At 73.1% G+C, this 14,903-nt stretch carries 16 protein-coding genes; 11 read left to right on the top strand and 5 right to left on the bottom strand.

The features are described from left to right. The 9 genes from CFP66_RS03455 to CFP66_RS03415 are packed head-to-tail and all read left to right on the top strand — an operon-like array spanning window position 1 to window position 8,537. On the top strand, window positions 1–945 hold the full coding sequence (locus CFP66_RS03455; RefSeq protein WP_094920259.1) for an ABC transporter permease: 945 nt from the start codon (window positions 1–3) through the stop codon (window positions 943–945). Then, a complete protein-coding gene (locus tag CFP66_RS03450; protein ID WP_094920258.1) occupies window positions 942–1,820 on the top strand; it encodes an ABC transporter permease in 879 nt (292 codons plus the stop codon). Before CFP66_RS03455 ends, CFP66_RS03450 begins: the two co-directional genes overlap by 4 nt. A 3-nt stretch (window positions 1,821–1,823) precedes the next feature. Next, window positions 1,824–2,870 carry an ABC transporter ATP-binding protein gene (locus CFP66_RS03445; RefSeq protein ID WP_094920256.1) on the top strand — a complete coding sequence of 349 codons (1,047 nt, stop codon included), beginning with the start codon at window positions 1,824–1,826 and terminating at the stop codon, window positions 2,868–2,870. Next, entirely contained in the window at window positions 2,867–3,874 is a 1,008-nt protein-coding gene (locus CFP66_RS03440; protein ID WP_094920254.1) for an ABC transporter ATP-binding protein, read from the top strand. The genes CFP66_RS03445 and CFP66_RS03440 overlap by 4 nt, the downstream gene beginning before the upstream one ends. Further along, window positions 3,871–5,121, top strand: a complete 1,251-nt coding sequence (locus CFP66_RS03435) for a CaiB/BaiF CoA-transferase family protein (protein ID WP_158228016.1) — start codon at window positions 3,871–3,873, stop codon at window positions 5,119–5,121. The genes CFP66_RS03440 and CFP66_RS03435 overlap by 4 nt, the downstream gene beginning before the upstream one ends. Window positions 5,122–5,123: 2 nt before the next feature. After that, the gene (locus CFP66_RS03430; RefSeq protein WP_094920251.1) at window positions 5,124–6,263 is read left to right on the top strand and encodes an acyl-CoA dehydrogenase family protein; all 1,140 of its coding nucleotides are present in this window, start codon (window positions 5,124–5,126) and stop codon (window positions 6,261–6,263) included. Beyond that, on the top strand, window positions 6,260–7,330 hold the full coding sequence (locus CFP66_RS03425) for an acyl-CoA dehydrogenase family protein (RefSeq protein ID WP_094920249.1): 1,071 nt from the start codon (window positions 6,260–6,262) through the stop codon (window positions 7,328–7,330). Before CFP66_RS03430 ends, CFP66_RS03425 begins: the two co-directional genes overlap by 4 nt. Before the next feature lie 20 nt (window positions 7,331–7,350). Further along, window positions 7,351–8,127, top strand: a complete 777-nt coding sequence (locus CFP66_RS03420; protein ID WP_094920248.1) for an enoyl-CoA hydratase/isomerase family protein — start codon at window positions 7,351–7,353, stop codon at window positions 8,125–8,127. Next, window positions 8,124–8,537, top strand: a complete 414-nt coding sequence (locus CFP66_RS03415; protein ID WP_094920246.1) for a nuclear transport factor 2 family protein — start codon at window positions 8,124–8,126, stop codon at window positions 8,535–8,537. The genes CFP66_RS03420 and CFP66_RS03415 overlap by 4 nt, the downstream gene beginning before the upstream one ends. Before the next feature lie 2 nt (window positions 8,538–8,539). Here the strand turns inward: CFP66_RS03415 and CFP66_RS03410 are convergent, their stop codons facing one another. Continuing rightward, entirely contained in the window at window positions 8,540–9,352 is an 813-nt protein-coding gene (locus CFP66_RS03410) for an SAM-dependent methyltransferase (RefSeq protein ID WP_094920244.1), read from the bottom strand. 79 nt (window positions 9,353–9,431) lie between these two features. Further along, the gene (locus CFP66_RS03405; RefSeq protein WP_233159106.1) at window positions 9,432–10,166 is read right to left on the bottom strand and encodes a hypothetical protein; all 735 of its coding nucleotides are present in this window, start codon (window positions 10,164–10,166) and stop codon (window positions 9,432–9,434) included. 117 nt (window positions 10,167–10,283) lie between these two features. On the opposite strand from CFP66_RS03405, the gene CFP66_RS03400 reads away from it, so the two are divergent. Further along, window positions 10,284–11,519: a serine hydrolase gene (locus tag CFP66_RS03400; RefSeq protein WP_094920243.1), complete on the top strand. Its 1,236-nt coding sequence runs from the start codon at window positions 10,284–10,286 to the stop codon at window positions 11,517–11,519. Window positions 11,520–11,975: 456 nt separating this feature from the next. Here CFP66_RS03400 and CFP66_RS03395 read toward each other — a convergent pair whose 3' ends face one another. Next, window positions 11,976–12,473 (bottom strand): glyoxalase/bleomycin resistance/extradiol dioxygenase family protein, encoded by a 498-nt coding sequence (locus tag CFP66_RS03395; RefSeq protein ID WP_143517090.1) that lies wholly within the window; start codon window positions 12,471–12,473, stop codon window positions 11,976–11,978. 170 nt (window positions 12,474–12,643) lie between these two features. On the opposite strand from CFP66_RS03395, the gene CFP66_RS03390 reads away from it, so the two are divergent. After that, window positions 12,644–13,012 (top strand): hypothetical protein, encoded by a 369-nt coding sequence (locus CFP66_RS03390; protein WP_094920240.1) that lies wholly within the window; start codon window positions 12,644–12,646, stop codon window positions 13,010–13,012. 46 nt (window positions 13,013–13,058) lie between these two features. Here CFP66_RS03390 and CFP66_RS03385 read toward each other — a convergent pair whose 3' ends face one another. Then, window positions 13,059–13,976 carry an acyl-CoA thioesterase II gene (locus CFP66_RS03385; RefSeq protein WP_094920239.1) on the bottom strand — a complete coding sequence of 306 codons (918 nt, stop codon included), beginning with the start codon at window positions 13,974–13,976 and terminating at the stop codon, window positions 13,059–13,061. Next, window positions 13,957–14,892 carry an alpha/beta hydrolase gene (locus tag CFP66_RS03380; protein ID WP_094920238.1) on the bottom strand — a complete coding sequence of 312 codons (936 nt, stop codon included), beginning with the start codon at window positions 14,890–14,892 and terminating at the stop codon, window positions 13,957–13,959. Before CFP66_RS03380 ends, CFP66_RS03385 begins: the two co-directional genes overlap by 20 nt. Window positions 14,893–14,903 lie beyond the last annotated feature (11 nt).

Genomic DNA, 14,903 nt, shown 5'->3' with positions numbered 1-14,903 from the left:
GTGCTCGGACTCCTCGTGCGCAGGCTGCTGGTCAGCATCCCGCTGCTGCTGGTCGTCAGCTTCCTGGTCTTCGGTCTCATCGTGCTCGTGCCCGGCGATCCCGCCGTGGCGCTGGCGGGGCAGAACCCGGACCCCGCCCAGGTCGAGGCGGTGCGGGAACGCCTCGGCCTGAACGACCCGTTCCTCGTGCAGTACTGGCACTGGCTCAGCGCCGCGCTGCAGGGCGACCTCGGCACGTCGCTGTTCACCAGCCAGACGGTCTGGACGGCGATCCTCGCCCGGCTGCCGGCCACGTTGTCGCTGGCGTTCCTCGCCCTCGGCCTCGCGATCGTCCTCGGTGTGGCAGTCGGGGCGGTCGCGGGGCTGCGGCCCGGGACCTGGATGGACAGGGTCGCGACGGTGGGCGCGAGCGTCGGGGTCGCCGTGCCCTACTTCTGGGTCGGGATGATCCTGGTCCTGCTGTTCGCGCTGCAGAACCCGCTGCTCCCGGCGGTCGGGTACGTGCCGTTCACCGACAGCCCGCTCGAGTGGTTCCAGCACCTGGTCCTGCCGGCCACCGCGCTCGCGCTCGCCCCGGCGGCGGTGATCGCGCGCCAGACCAGGGCATCGGTCTCGACGGTGATGAGCGAGGACTACGTCCGCACCGCCACGGCGAAAGGGCTGAGCCCGGTGCGGGTGGTCGGCAAGCACGCGCTGAAGAACGCGGCCCTGCCGGTCGTGACGGTCTTCGGCATCGAGGCGAACCGGCTCATCGGCGGGACCGTCGTCATCGAGCAGCTGTTCGCCCTCCCAGGCATCGGCCAGCTGGCCTACCAGGGCGTGTTCAGCCGTGACTTCCCGATCGTGCAGGGCGTCGTGCTCGTGGCCGCGGTGATGGTGCTGTTCATCAACATCGTGGTGGACGTCTCCTACGGCTACTTCAACCCGAGGATCCGACAGACATGACGGACACTCTCACCTCCCGTCCGGTCACCGCGCCCGGCCTGCGGCGCTTCGCGCGCCGGTTCCGCGCCAACCGGCTCGCCCTCGGCGCGCTCATCGTGCTGGTCGTGCTGGTGGTCGGGGCGGCGGCGGCACCGTGGATCGTCCCGTACGAGCCGGACGCGATCGACGTGATGAACCGGCTGTCCGGGTCCACGCCCGCGCACTGGCTCGGCACGGACTCGCTCGGCCGCGACACGTTCAGCCGCCTGCTCGTCGCGGGTCGGGTCTCCCTGTTCGCCGCCGCGATCGCGGTCGCGATCGCGGTGGTCGTCGGGGTGCCGTTCGGGCTCCTCGCCGGCTACTGCGGCGGGTGGGTGGACTGGCTGCTGGGCCGCGCCGCCGACGTCCTCATGACCTTCCCGGCGATCATCCTGGCGATCGCGATCATCGCGGCCACCGGACCGGGGCTGACGAACGCGATGATCGCGCTGGGCATCGTCTACTCGCCGCGGCTGTTCCGGGTGGTGCGCAGCGCGACGCTGGCCGTCCGGGCCGAGACCTACGTCGAGGCGTCGGTGAGCATCGGCACCCCTGCGAGCGGCATCATCGCCCGCCGCGTGCTGCCCAACATCCTGTCCCCGCTGCTGGTGCAGGTCTCGCTGATGCTCGCGGCGGCGCTGCTCGCCGAGGCCGCGCTCTCCCTGCTCGGGCTCGGTGTCGTCCCGCCCACCCCCAGCTGGGGCAACCTGCTCGGCCGCGGGTTCACCGAGATCCGCAGCACTCCGCTGCTCGTCGTCTGGCCCGGCCTGGCGATCGCCGTGGCGACCCTGTCGTTCAACCTCGTCGGCGACGGGCTGCGCGACTCGCTCGGTCGCGAGACCCGGAAGGGGGACTGAGCCGTGCGCCGTTCCGCAGGCCACGCCGCCGTCGCACGGCCGGTCACCGACCCGCCCGGGGCGCCACTGCTGCAGGTCGACGGGCTCTGCGTCGACTTCGCGACCGACCACGGCTGGGCCAACGTCGTGCGCGACGTGTCGTTCACCGTGGCCGAGCGGGAGATCGTGGGCCTCGTCGGCGAGTCCGGCTCGGGGAAGACCGTCACAGGGCTGTCGGTGCTCGGCCTGGTGCCGACCCCGCCGGGTAGGCGGTCCGGCGGTCGCATCCTGTTCCAGGGGCGCAACCTCACCGCTCTCCCGGAACGGGAGTTGCGCGACATCCGGGGCAACGAGATCTCCATGATCTTCCAGGAGCCGATGACCAGCCTCAACCCGGCCTTCACGGTGGGGGACCAGATCGCGGAGACGGTGCGGCGCCACCGCGGCGGCGCCCGCCGCGGCGCCACCGCGCGGGCGGTCGAGATGCTGGACCTGGTCGGCATCCCCAACGCCGCCCGCCGGGTGCACGCCTACCCGCACGAGTTCTCCGGCGGGATGCGGCAGCGCGCGATGATCGCGGTCGCGCTCGCGTGCGACCCCAAGGTCCTGATCGCCGACGAGCCCACGACGGCGCTGGACGTGACGATCCAGGCGCAGATCCTCGAGCTGCTGCTGTCCCTGCGGGACCGGATCGGGATGGCGGTCCTGCTCGTCACGCACGACCTCGGTGTGGTGGCCGAGGTCTGCGACCGGGTCGTCGTCATGTACGCGGGTCAGGTCGTCGAGTCCGCCGCGGCAGGGCCGTTGTTCGAGGCACCGCGCATGCCCTACACCGAGGGACTGCTGGCCGCGATGCCGCAGCTGGGCTCGCGGGAGGGGCGGCTGGCCTCGATCCCGGGGCGGACTCCGGAGCCGTGGAACATGCCGGTCGGCTGCCGCTTCCACCCCCGGTGCCCCTACACGGAGCCGCGGTGCACGGAGGGCGAGGTGCCGCTGCTGGCCATCACACCGGGGCGCGACAGCCGCTGCGTGCGCACCGGCGAGCTCGAGCTGCGAGGAGCGGGATCGTGAAGCCTCCGGTGCTGCAGGCCGAGGGCCTGCGCGTGACGTTCCCCGGGAAGGGCCGACGGCAGGGCGTCACGGCCGTCGACGACGTCTCCCTGCGCATCGACCGCGGCGAGACGCTCGGTCTGGTCGGGGAGTCCGGGTCGGGCAAGTCGACGACCGGGCGCGCCGTGCTGCGGCTCGTGCCGCTGGAGACGGGCCGGATCCACGTCGACGGCGAGGACGTCACCCGCTACCGGGGCGCGCAGCTGCGCAGGCTGCGGCGGCAGATGCAGATGGTGTTCCAGGACCCGTACTCGTCGCTGGACCCCTCGGCCCCGGTCGGGTCGAGCATCGCCGAGCCGCTGCGGGTGCACGAGAAGATGGCCAAGCAGGCGCGCCGGGACCGGGTCGAGGAGCTGCTCGACCTGGTCGGGCTGCGTCCGAGCCACGCCGACCGCTACCCGTACGAGTTCTCCGGCGGCCAGCGCCAGCGCGTGGCGATCGCCCGTGCGCTCGCGCTGCACCCGCGGCTCATCGTGTGCGACGAGGCGGTCTCGGCGCTGGACGTCTCGACCCAGAACCAGGTGATCAACCTGCTCGAGGACCTGCGGGAGCGGTTCGAGCTGTCCTACCTGTTCATCGCGCACGACCTGGCGGTGGTCCGGCACATCGCGCACCGCGTCGCGGTGATGTATTTGGGTCGCATCGTCGAGTCCGGGCCGGTCGAGCGGGTCTACTCGCAGCCCGCGCACCCGTACACGCAGGCGCTGCTCTCGGCGATCCCGGTGCCGGACCCGAAGCGGCGCGGCGCGAAGCGCATCCTGCTGTCCGGCGATCTCCCCGACCCGTCCGCACCGCCGCCGGGCTGCCCGTTCCACACGCGCTGCGCCTACGCCATGGACGTCTGCAAGCGCGAGATGCCTGCGATGACGCCGGTCGCGGGCGGCGGCGAGACGGCCTGCCACTTGCAGACCACCGGTCCGACGCTCGCCGGGAGGCCGTTGAGCGAGAAGGAGGTGCCTGCGTGAGGGGCCCGTTCGACGGCATCACCGTGGTGGAGTTCGGGCAGTTCGTCGTCGTCCCCTTCTGCGCGCAGCTGCTCGCCGACGGCGGCGCTCGGGTGATCAAGGTGGAACCGCCGACCGGTGACGCGTACCGCTCGGGCCCGGCGCCGCTCGCCCCGGGCGAGACGCGGCAGTTCCTCATCAAGAACCGGGGCAAGCAGAGCATCGCGATCGACCTCGGGAACGCGCGGGCGCAGGAGGTCGTGCACCGGCTCGTCGAGATCGCCGACGTCGTGCTGGTCAACCTCAGCCCCGCGGCCGTCCGTCGCCGCGGCCTCGACTACGAGGGCGTCGCCGCGCGCAACCCGCGCGTGGTCTACGGCGCCGTCAGCGCGTTCGGCCACGTCGGGCCGGAGGCGGCGCTGCCCGGCATGGACGTCGTCGTGCAGGCCCGCTCGGGGTTGATGAGCTCGCTCGGCGCCGAGGACGACGGGCTGCCCCACCACAGCGAGGTGCAGGCGGCCGACTACTCCACCGCGATGCTGCTCTTCGGCGGCGTCGCCGCGGCGCTCTACGCCCGCGAGCGCACCGGCGCGGGGCAGAAGGTCGAGGTCTCGCTGCTCGGCGGTGCGCTGGCCCTGCAGAACAACTCGCTCGCCCACGTCCACGGGGAGGACGGCTGGCGCCACCAGTTCGTCGAGGAGCACCTGCCCCGGCTGCGCAAGGAGGGCGCCACGCGTGCGGACATCGAGCGGACCCGGCGCACGATGCGCCCCGACGCGCCCGTCCACACCGCGCACTACCGCACGTTCCGCACGTCGGACGGGGTGATCGCCATCGGAGCGGGCAGTCCGGGCGCCCGCGGGCGCCTCGCAGTGGTCGCCGGCGTCGACGAGGCGCTCGTGCGCAGCGGCGGCGAGGCGTTCCGGGCGCGGCTCGCCGAGCTCGTCGCCACCCGGACCAGCGCGGAGTGGGTCGACGAACTGCGCGCGCGGGACGTGCCCGTCGCCGAGGTCCGCCACCTCGACGAGATGCTCTTCGACCCGCACGTCGAGGCGGAGGGCCTCGTCGCCGACTACGAGCACGAGGTGGTGGGCCGCTACCGCGGGCTCGGCGCGCCGCTGCGGCTGAGCGGCACCCCGTTCACGGCTGCGGCGGCGTCGCCGTCGTTCGCCGGGCACACCACCGAGCTGCTGGCCGAGCTGGGCTTCGACGCGGCGGAGGCCGCCGCCCTGCGGGACTGCGGCGCCGTCGTCACCGGGAGGACGTGACCATGCAGTTCGCACCGACCGCTCCCACCCGAGCCGAGGAGGAGTTGCGCGCCGAGGTCCGCGACTTCCTCGCGGCCGAACTACCGGCCGACCACCGGCCGGGGCTCGGGATGTCCGCGGGGCACGACCCGCAGTTCTCCCGCAAGCTCGCCGCGCGCGGCTGGGTCGGCATGGCGATCCCACCCGAGTACGGGGGCCACGGGCGCTCCGCCGTGGACCGGTTCGTCGTCATCGAGGAACTGTTGGCCGCCGGTGCGCCGTTCGGCGCGCACTTCGTGGCGGACCGGCAGACCGGCCCCACGTTGCTGCGCTTCGGCACGGAGGAGCAGCGACAACGCTTCCTGCCCGCCATCTGCGCGGGGGAGTGCTGGTTCTCCCTCGGCATGAGCGAGCCCGGCTCCGGGTCCGACCTCGCCTCGGTGCGCACCACCGCCACGAAGGTCGACGGCGGCTGGGTCGTGAACGGCACGAAGGTGTGGACGAGCGGGGCGCACCTCAACCACTACTTCGTGGTGCTGCTGCGGACCTCTCCCGCGGACGGGGACCGGCACGCCGGGCTGAGCCAGCTGATCGTCGACCTCCGCGCACCCGAGGTGAAGATCTCCCCGATCCCGTTCCTGGACGGGACGCACCACTTCAACGAGGTCCTGCTGGACGGAGTGTTCGTCCCGGACGACATGGTGCTCGGCGACGTCGGGGCGGGCTGGCGTCAGGTCACCTCCGAGCTGGCCTACGAGCGCTCGGGGCCGGACCGCTTCATGAGCCCGTTCACCCCGTTCCGGGAGTTCCTGCGCGAGCGGGGCGCGGACGGGGAGCTGGGCCCAGCGGACGCGGAGGTCGCGGGCCGCCTGACGGCGCGCTACTGGACCATCCGCCAGCTGTCGCTGTCGGTGGCACGCTCGATCGACCGGGGCGAGGCACCCGCGATCGAGTCCGCGCTGGTCAAGGACATCGGGACGACGTTCGAGCAGGAGGTCATCGAGGTGCTCCGGGCGGCGGCCGGCACCGAGATCGACCCGCAGCGGGGCTCGCTGTTCGAGGGGCTGCTCGCCCAGGCGATCCTCACCGGACCGTCGTTCACCATCCGGGGCGGCACCACCGAAGTCCTGCGTTCCATCGCCGCGAAGGGACTCCGGTCATGAGTGATGACGGCGTGCTGCTCACCGAGGTCGCAACCGACCTGTTCGGGGACCTCTGCCCGCCCGAGACCGTGCGGGCCGCGGAGGAGACCGGCTGGGCCGGGGAGCTGTGGAACGCCCTCGCCGCTGCCGGTTTCCCGCTCGTGTCGGTGCCCGAGGAGGCCGGCGGGTCCGGCGGCAGCGTCGCCGACGCGTGCGCGGTGCTGCAGGTCGCCGGGCGGTACGCCGCCCCCGTCCCGCTGGCCGAAACCGGCCTGCTCGCGGGCTGGGCGCTCGCGGCCGCGGGACTTCCCCTTCCCGCGGGCCCGGCCACCGTCGCCGTGGGACGGCCGCACGACACCGTCACGGTGACGGGCGGTCCCGGTGGCTGGCGGGTGGCGGGTCGGCTGCACCGGGTCCCGTGGGCGGGGGAGGCCGAGCGCGTGGTCGTGCTGGCGTCGCGCGGGGCCGAGCGGTTCGTGCTGTCCGTGCCGCCCGCCACCGCCACGCCCGGGCACAACCTCGCCGGGGAGCCGCGTGGCACCGTCACGCTCGACGACCTCGAGCTCGACGACGACGCGGTTGCTCCGGCGCCCGCGCACGTCACCGTCGAGGCGGTGGCGCTGCGGGGCGCGCTCGCCCGGGCCGCGCTGATCGCCGGCGCGCTCGCACGGGTGAGCGAGCTGACCGTGCGGTACACGCACGAGCGGGAGCAGTTCGGCCGGCCGGTCGCGCGCTTCCAGGCCGTGCAGCACCACCTCGTCCGGATCGCGGAGGAGGCCCAGGCCGCGCGGATGGCGGTCACCGTCGCCGCCCGCAACGCCGACCCGGATCCGGCGCTCTTCGACGTCGCGGCCGCGAAGGTGGTGGCGGGCGAGGCCGCGAGCGCTGCGGCCAAGGCCGCCCACCAGGCCCACGGCGCCATCGGCATGACCAAGGAGTACGAGCTCGGTCAGCTCACCAGGCGGCTGTGGGCGTGGCGCGACGAGTTCGGCGGCGAGCGGCACTGGAGCGCCCGGCTGGGCCGCCACGTCGCCGGGCTCGGCGCGGACGGGCTGTGGCCGCGCCTCACCACGGGCCTGATCACCTGACAACCAGGGAGGAACACCCCGTGCGCACCGACAACGGGCTCTCGGTCGAGGTCGTCGACCGGATCGCCCACGTCACGCTGGACCGGCCGGAGCGGCTGAACGCGTTGAGCACCGGCTTGGTCGCCGACCTCGTCGCGGCGTTCGACGGGTTCAGCACCGACGACGACGTCTGGGCCGTGCTGCTCACCGGCAGTGGGGACCGGGCGTTCTCGGCCGGCATCGACCTGAAGGAGGCGAATCGGTCCGACGGTGCACTGACGATGCCGATGGCCGGCACCACCCGCAACGTCTTCGAGACCGTCCTCGACTGTGCGAAGCCGACCGTGGCGGCGCTCAACGGGGTGGCGGCCGGCGGCGGCTGCGAGATCGCGCTCGCCTGCGACGTGCGGCTCGCCGCCGAGCACGCCCGGATCGGGCTGCCGGAGGCCAAGCGGGGGATGGGCGCCAACTTCGGCTGCCAGCTGCTGCCGCGGATCGTGCCGCGGGGCATCGCCTACGAGCTGCTGTACCTGGGCGAGCTGATCTCCGCGGAGGAGGCCCACCGCTGGGGCCTGGTCAACCGGGTGGTCCCCGGCGACCGCCTGGCGGGCGAGGCGCTCGAGTTCTGCCGCCGCCTCGTCGCGAACGCCCCGCTGACCATCCGCCGCTACAAGGCCATGATCGGCAAGGGGGCCGAGCTGCCCCTCGCGGCCGCGCTGCGCCTGCAGGTGGGCCCGAACCCGTACGCGAGCGAGGACCGGGTCGAGGGCGTGCGGGCTTTCCTCGAGAAGCGCGATCCTGTCTGGCGGGCCCGATGACCGGCGAAGACCTGGTCCGCGCCTACTTCGCGGCGTGCAGCCGGGGCGACGCGGCCGGGGTTGCCGCGTCGTTCTGCCCCGACGCGGTCGTCTACGACACGAACCACCGCCCGGTTCGCGGTCCCGAGGCGATCGCCGCGTTCTTCGCGAAGGTGCGCGAGCGCTGGGACGGCGCCACGTGGCACGTCGACACGTTCGTCGGCGACGGGCACACCGCGGCGATCGAGTGGACGATGCTGGTGCGGCGTGACGGCCGCACCGTCCCGGTCCGGGGCTCGGAGCACTACGAGTTCGCGGACGGCCGGATCCGGCAGATCCGCCAGTACTGGACCTACCACCCGGACGACCCCGCGTCGGGCCTGCACGACTACCCCTACGAGGAGGACGCGCGGTTCCGCACGGGCGGCTGAGCTCAGGGCTTGCGCGCCACCGCGCCCGAGGTCTCCTCCAACGTCACGACAGCGCCGATGTCGGTGGGTTCCGGGCGCCACCGCGTGATCGACACCAGCCCCGGGTCGACCATCTCCATTCCTCTGAAGTAGCTGCGGATGTGCTCGATCGGCTGCGGGACGTAGGGGACGGCCCCGGTCGCCTTGTAGTTGTCGCAGAGCGCCACGAAGTCGGGGTTGAGGTCGTTCGAGTCGTTCACAGCGAGGTAGCTGCCCGACGGCACCGCGTCCATCACGCGCACCACGATCGAACGTGCCGCCTCGAAGCTCTTCGCGTGCCCGAGAACGCCCATGAAGAGCACCGCGATCGGCTCGTCGAAGTCCAGCACGTTCCGCGCCTCGGCGAGGATCAGGTCGGGGTCGTGGTAGTCCGCGTCGATGTAGGTCGTCACGCCCTCGGGCCTGGTGTTGACCAGCAGCGCCCGCGCGTGGGCCAGCACGATCGGGTCGTTGTCCACGTAGACGGTCCGGGACTCCGGCGCGATCGACTGGGCGATCTCATGGGTGTTCTGCATGGTCGGCAGGCCGGTGCCGATGTCGAGGAACTGGCGGATCCCGGCTTCCCCCGCCAGGAACCGCACGACGCGTTTGAGGTACTCCCGGGACTGCTTCGCCACGGTGGCCATGTCGAACAGCTGCAGCGAGGCGTCACCGGCGTCGCGGTCGGCCTGGTAGTTGTCCTTGCCGCCCATCCAGTAGTTCCAGATGCGGGCCGCGCCCGGTATGTCGGGCCGGATCCGGTGGTCGGGTTCCTGCTCGTCCCGCGCGTCCACCACGTGAAGTTCACCTCTGCAGAAGGTCGTCGGCCGCCGGAGCCTATGCGATCTTCCACAATCGTGGTCCCCCTCCGCTCGGCTACGGCGGCGGTCCGCGATCCGGGAGCGTCGGTGCTCCCGCGAACACGTCGACGAGGCGGTCCCAGCGCGTGCGCCGCCCGTGCGGGAACCGGCGGCGTGCGCGTTCCATGCGGTGCTCGTCGTAGCGGCGGCGGGCCCACGGGGATGTCGGGCGCGCCAGCCGGAGCGCGGCCACCAGTGCCAGGAACGGCACGAAGACGCCGACGACGGCCAGCACCGGGCGGCCCTTCAGGATCGCGACGAGGGCGAACGCGAGGTTCACGACGACGCCGAGCGCCGCCACCACGGCGCCGCCGGTCGGGTCGTCACCGAACGGGTTGGCGCCCACCAGGAGCAGCGATCCGACGATCACCGCGACGAGCGCCGCGTCGACGGAGCTGCGGCCCTCACGCGTCCAGTAAACGTCCTCGAGATGCAGCCAGAGCGCGAACTCGTCGAGCGTCAGCGCGGCCCCGACCCCGAACAGCGCGGCCAGGACGTCGGCCCACGGGGCTGCCGGACGGTAGGTGAACTCGGCGGTCCCGGTGCCGAGCAGCAGGAAGATGCCGTAGACCTGGTGGTGCACGTGCACGGTGCCGACCCGCGCGTTCCTGAACGGTCCGCGGCCCTGCCGGATCGCCGTGGTGATCGCGCGCGTGGCCAGGAACGTGATCAGGAACGCGGCCAGCATCCAGCCCACGAGCACCCGGTGCCGGGTCAGCTCGGGCCACAGCTCCACGTCGATACCGGGCACGGGACGCACCTCCCGCCGTGGCTCGTCCCCCATCACCTCGTCCGTGTGACGAGAAGTGCTAACACTCCCGGCGCGCGGGCCGAGAACGCCCGGCACCCCCGACGAAAGGTGCGGACCATGAGCTGTCCCACCGACCACCGCACCTGCCGTGCGCGGCGCCTCCTGACGGCGGTGACCGCTGCCGGTGCGGTGCTGGCGGCGTCCTGCGCGGCGCAGGCGCCCGCTCCAGCAGACCCCGCGCCGTCCGTTCCCGCCTACGGCGCCCGGCTGCAACCGCAGTTGGAGCAACTCGCCCGCGACCTGCTCGTCACCGGGGCCGCCGTCCAGGTCCGCTCGGCGGAGCTGGGGGACTGGACCACGACCATGGGTACCAGGACCTTCCGCGGCAGCGAACCGGTGCAGGTCGGCGACCACGTCCGGATCGGCAGCGTCACCAAGACCTGGACCGGCACCGTGGTGTTGCAGCTCGTCGACGAGGGGAGGCTGCGCCTCGACGACCCCGTGGCGACCTACCGGCCGGACGTGCCGAACGGGCCGAACATCACGATCGAACAGTTGCTCACGATGCGCAGCGGGCTCGGGAACTACACCACCTCGCTGGAGATCAACGAGCGGATGGATGCGGACCCCGGTGCGGTCTTCGACCCCGAGGAGCTGATCGCGATCGGGCTCGCGGAGCCGCCCGCGTTCCCGCCCGGCGAGGGCTACTCGTACTCCAACACCAACACGGTGCTGCTGGGGCGCATCGTCGAGCAGCTCACCGGCGCCCCGCTGGAGGCGGAGATCGAACGCCGCATCCTCGCGCCGCTGGGCCTGGGCGCGTCCTCGTTCCCCGCGCGCACGTCCAGCGCGCTCCCGGAGCCGCGCGCCAACGGCTACACCTACGGCACCAACGTCGAGACCGTCGACTCGAACGTGCTGCCGCCGGAGAAGCAGGCGGCCGCCCGCGCAGGCACCCTGGCTCCCCTCGACGTCACCACCAGCAACCCCTCCTGGGCGTGGAGCGCCGGCGCCGGCATCTCGACCTCGGAGGACCTCGTCGCCTACGTGCAGGCGCTGGTCGGCGGCGGGTTGCTGAGCGAGGCGACGCAGCAGGCGCGGATCGACAGCGTCCGCCCGATCGACCCCGCGGACCCGCAGGGCGTCGGCTACGGCCTCGCCCTGGCACGGTTCGGTCCGTACTACGGGCACACCGGCGAGCTGCCCGGCTACAACACCTTCGCCGGGCACGATCCGGAGCGCGGCAACACGGTCGTGGTCTGGGCGTCGCTCGCGCCGTCCCCGGACGGCCGTGCCCCCGCGGTCGAGATGGCCCGCGCGATCATCGGCGAGCTGAGCGGTAGCGGGGGCTAGACGTTGGCTGCATACGTACTTCGATCGTGCGGTCGCGGTCCGAGCCGCGCGTCAGGGCCCTTGCGGCCGCGCTCACGTACTTTCTCGTACCTCGGACCGCTGTCATGATCGCCAGGAGTGGTCTGAGGGCGACAGATCTGTCGCTCTGACACCACTTTCGCTGATCATGGCCGCTTCGGCGTGCGTTGCATGATCAATGAGACGTGAGCGGGGTTCGCTGGAGATCCAACCCCGCTGACGTCTCGCTCGTGGTGAAACCTGCGGTGGGCGTGGCCTGCACCGCGGGTGCTGCCGGGCGGGACGAGGTGATCGGTCCGAGCAGTGCGTGGGTGTTGTCGCCGCGAGGGAGCGAGGGCGCTGGGTCGAGTGGGGCTCGCGCCCCCGTGTCCGGTCACGCTCCCGGATTCGCGGTGCGCACCCCGTCGACGGGTCGTACGACCACGACGACAGCGCCCCTCACCTCGCCATGGAGCGCAGGGCATAGTCCAAGGTGGCGAACACCGTGTCCGATCCGCCGTCCCAGTGGGGCGTCGGGTCGGGCTGCCCGGGTGCAGGGGCGTAGAGCCACCAGAGGTTCTGCCAGGGGTCGAGCATCCTGGCGAGGGTGGTCTCCCCGTAGAACGAGGTCGGCTCGGTGACGACGGTGGCGCCGCGCGCCGTCGCCCGCTCCAGGGGTGGGGCTACGTCGCGCACCCAGAGCTGGAGGAGGGCGGGTCGTGCCGGCCACCCGTCGCGGCGGTCGCCCACCATCAGGTCGACGGTGCCGAGCCTGAGTTCGGCGTGGATCAGCGTGCCGTCCGGCATCGGGGTCCTGGCCTCGGCGGTCTCGGTGACGTCGAAGACCTCGGAGACGAAGGTGATCAGGCCGGCGGCGTCGTCCACGATCACGAACGGGTTGAGCACGGCGCCGGCGCGGGGAACGGAGTGTGCGGGCAGCAGGATCTCACTGGTCACGCCGGCGATTGTGGTGGGGATTGCGGTCAGATCCGGACCGTTGGTGAGGTGCACGAGGCGGAGGAGCCCGGCGGCACCGACGAAAGTACTGACCGGAGGCGTCCTCCGGACGGGCGACTCGGGCCGGACGCCGGTGCCGCCCACGGCTTTGCCGTTCGAGACTGGGCGGTGTGTTCAGCAAAGCTTCCTTCGCCATCAAGGGCCGAGACGCCGCGCTCTCGGCGGCCACGGACGCACTGGAGTCGCTCGGCTACAGCGTCGAGGCGGACGACGGTTTCCGCGTGCGTGCGTGGGAGTCCACCGACGTCACGGGACCGGATCCGGCTCGCACCGCGGTCGGCGACCCACGGGCCCCCGGATCCGCGTTCCTGGGGGTCGAGGTGCTCGTGGACGGCGATGAGCTGGCCCTCATCCGGCTGACCAACGGTCGCCGCAGTGGGTTCGTCGGCGCCGACCGGGTCCGGAAGCGATTCCGCCAGGTCCGGAGCGCCGTGCGGGCAGCACTCGCCGACGCGGGCCAGCTGGCTGCACGACGGTGACCGCGTCCGGGGCCAGGCGCTGCGGTCCCTGGCCGAGGGCGGACGCTCAGGGCGGCGTCGCCGGGCCCCGCCCGTCGGAGTCGGGAGTGCGGTCGCGGATCATCGCCTCCTGCGCCACGGTCGCGACCAGGTCGCCGGACCGTGCGAACAGCCGGCCGTGGCAGAGCGCGCGGCCGCCGAACGCGAGGCTGCTCTCCTGCTCGTAGAACAGCCACTCGTCGGCCCGGAACGGGCGGTGGAACCAGACGGAGTGGTCGATGCTCGCCGTGGCGATGTCGGGGGCGCCGGGCGCGGTGGAGTGCGGCGCCAGCGACGTGGACAGCAGCAGCATGTCCGAGACGTAGGCGACCACGCAGCTGTGCGGCAGCTGCGCGTCCTGCAGGCGTTCGCGGGTGCGCAGCCAGAACCGGTGGCGGGGGGCGGCGGCCTCGCCGCGGGCGGCGGCCGCCCGCGGGAGCTCACCGTCGAAGCGCAGGTCGAGGGGGCGGGTCAGGGGGAGCCGGGCGAACCACCGCCCGAGATGACCGCCGACGTCGGCACTGGCCTCCTCCAGCGTGGGGAGCTGCTCGGGAGGCGGGGCGTCCAGCCGCGGCAGCTGGTGCTCCCGCCCGCCCTCGGGGAGCTGGAACGAGGCCGTGAGCAGGAACGTCGACCGTCCGTGCTGCGTGGCCACCACCTGCCGGGTCGCGTACGTCGCGCCGTCCCGGATCGTCGTGACCCGGTAGTCGGTCGGTGCGGACGCGTCGCCCGGCCGGAGGAAGTAGGCGTGCAGGGAGTGCGCGCTGCGCTCGGGTGCCACCGTCCGGCCCGCCGCGAGCAGGGCTTGCGCGAGCACGGTGCCCCCGAACGTCCGCTCCGGGGGGCCGGCGCGTCCGGGGGCGCGGAAGAGGTCGTGCTCCTCCTGGTCGAGTGCGAGCAGCGCGGCGAACGTGACGGGCGGCGCGTCAGCGGTGGAGGAGCTCACCGAACCCCGCGCAGTCCTGCTCGACGGCGGCGCGCGCCGCGGGCGAGACGGCGGCCATGTCGAAGAACCCGTGGATCATGCCGGCGTGGCAGTGGATCTCGGCCTCGACCCCCGCCGCGCGCAGGGCCTCGCCGTAGGCCGCGCCCTCGTCGCGCAGCGGGTCGAACTCAGCGGTCACGATCAGGGCCGGGGGCAGGCCGGCGAGGTCGGGCGCGTGCAGCGGCGACAGTCGGGGGTCCTTCGCGTCGTCCCACGCGCCGGCGTAGTGACCGTAGAACCAGTCCATGGTCGCCTTCTCCAGCAAGTAGCCCTCGCCGTTCTCGGTGCGCGACGGGTAGTCGCCCGCGGCGTCGACGGCCGGGTAGACGAGGAACTGGGCGACCACGGCGGTGCCGTCGGCGTGCAGCTGCTGGGCGACCGCGGCCGCCAGGTTCCCGCCCGCGCTGTCGCCTGCGACCGCCAGCCGGTGATCGCCGCCGAGCTCGTGCAGGTGCGCGGCGGCCCAGCGCGCCGCGGCAACGGCGTCCGCCGCCGCGGCGGGGAACGGATGCTCGGGCGCGAGCCGGTAGTCGACCGCGACGACGAGCGCGCGGCTGTCCCGGCAGATGGTGCGGGCCATGTTGTCGTGCGTGTCGAGGTCGCCGATCACCCAGCCGCCGCCGTGGAAGAACACGACGGTGGGGAACGGGCCCTCGCCCTCGGGCCGGTATACGCGGGCCCCCAGGTCACCCTCGGCGCCCGGCACCGTGCGGTTCTCGACGCTCGCGACCGGCACCACCTGTTCGGGCGCCCGCGCGCCGGCGGTGAGCGCCAGGTACTGGGCGCGCCCGGCCTCCGGCGTGCCGTCGTACATCGGCGGCGCTCCGGCCTCCGCCATGGTCTCGAGCAGGGCGGCGATGTGCGGGTCGAGCGGCACGCGATCTCCTT

Source organism: Pseudonocardia sp. MH-G8, assembly GCF_002262885.1.
Classification (GTDB): Bacteria; Actinomycetota; Actinomycetes; order Mycobacteriales; family Pseudonocardiaceae; genus Pseudonocardia.
The sequence above is the reverse complement of the archived record's forward strand: the minus strand, read 5'-3'. Positions and strand labels throughout refer to the sequence as shown.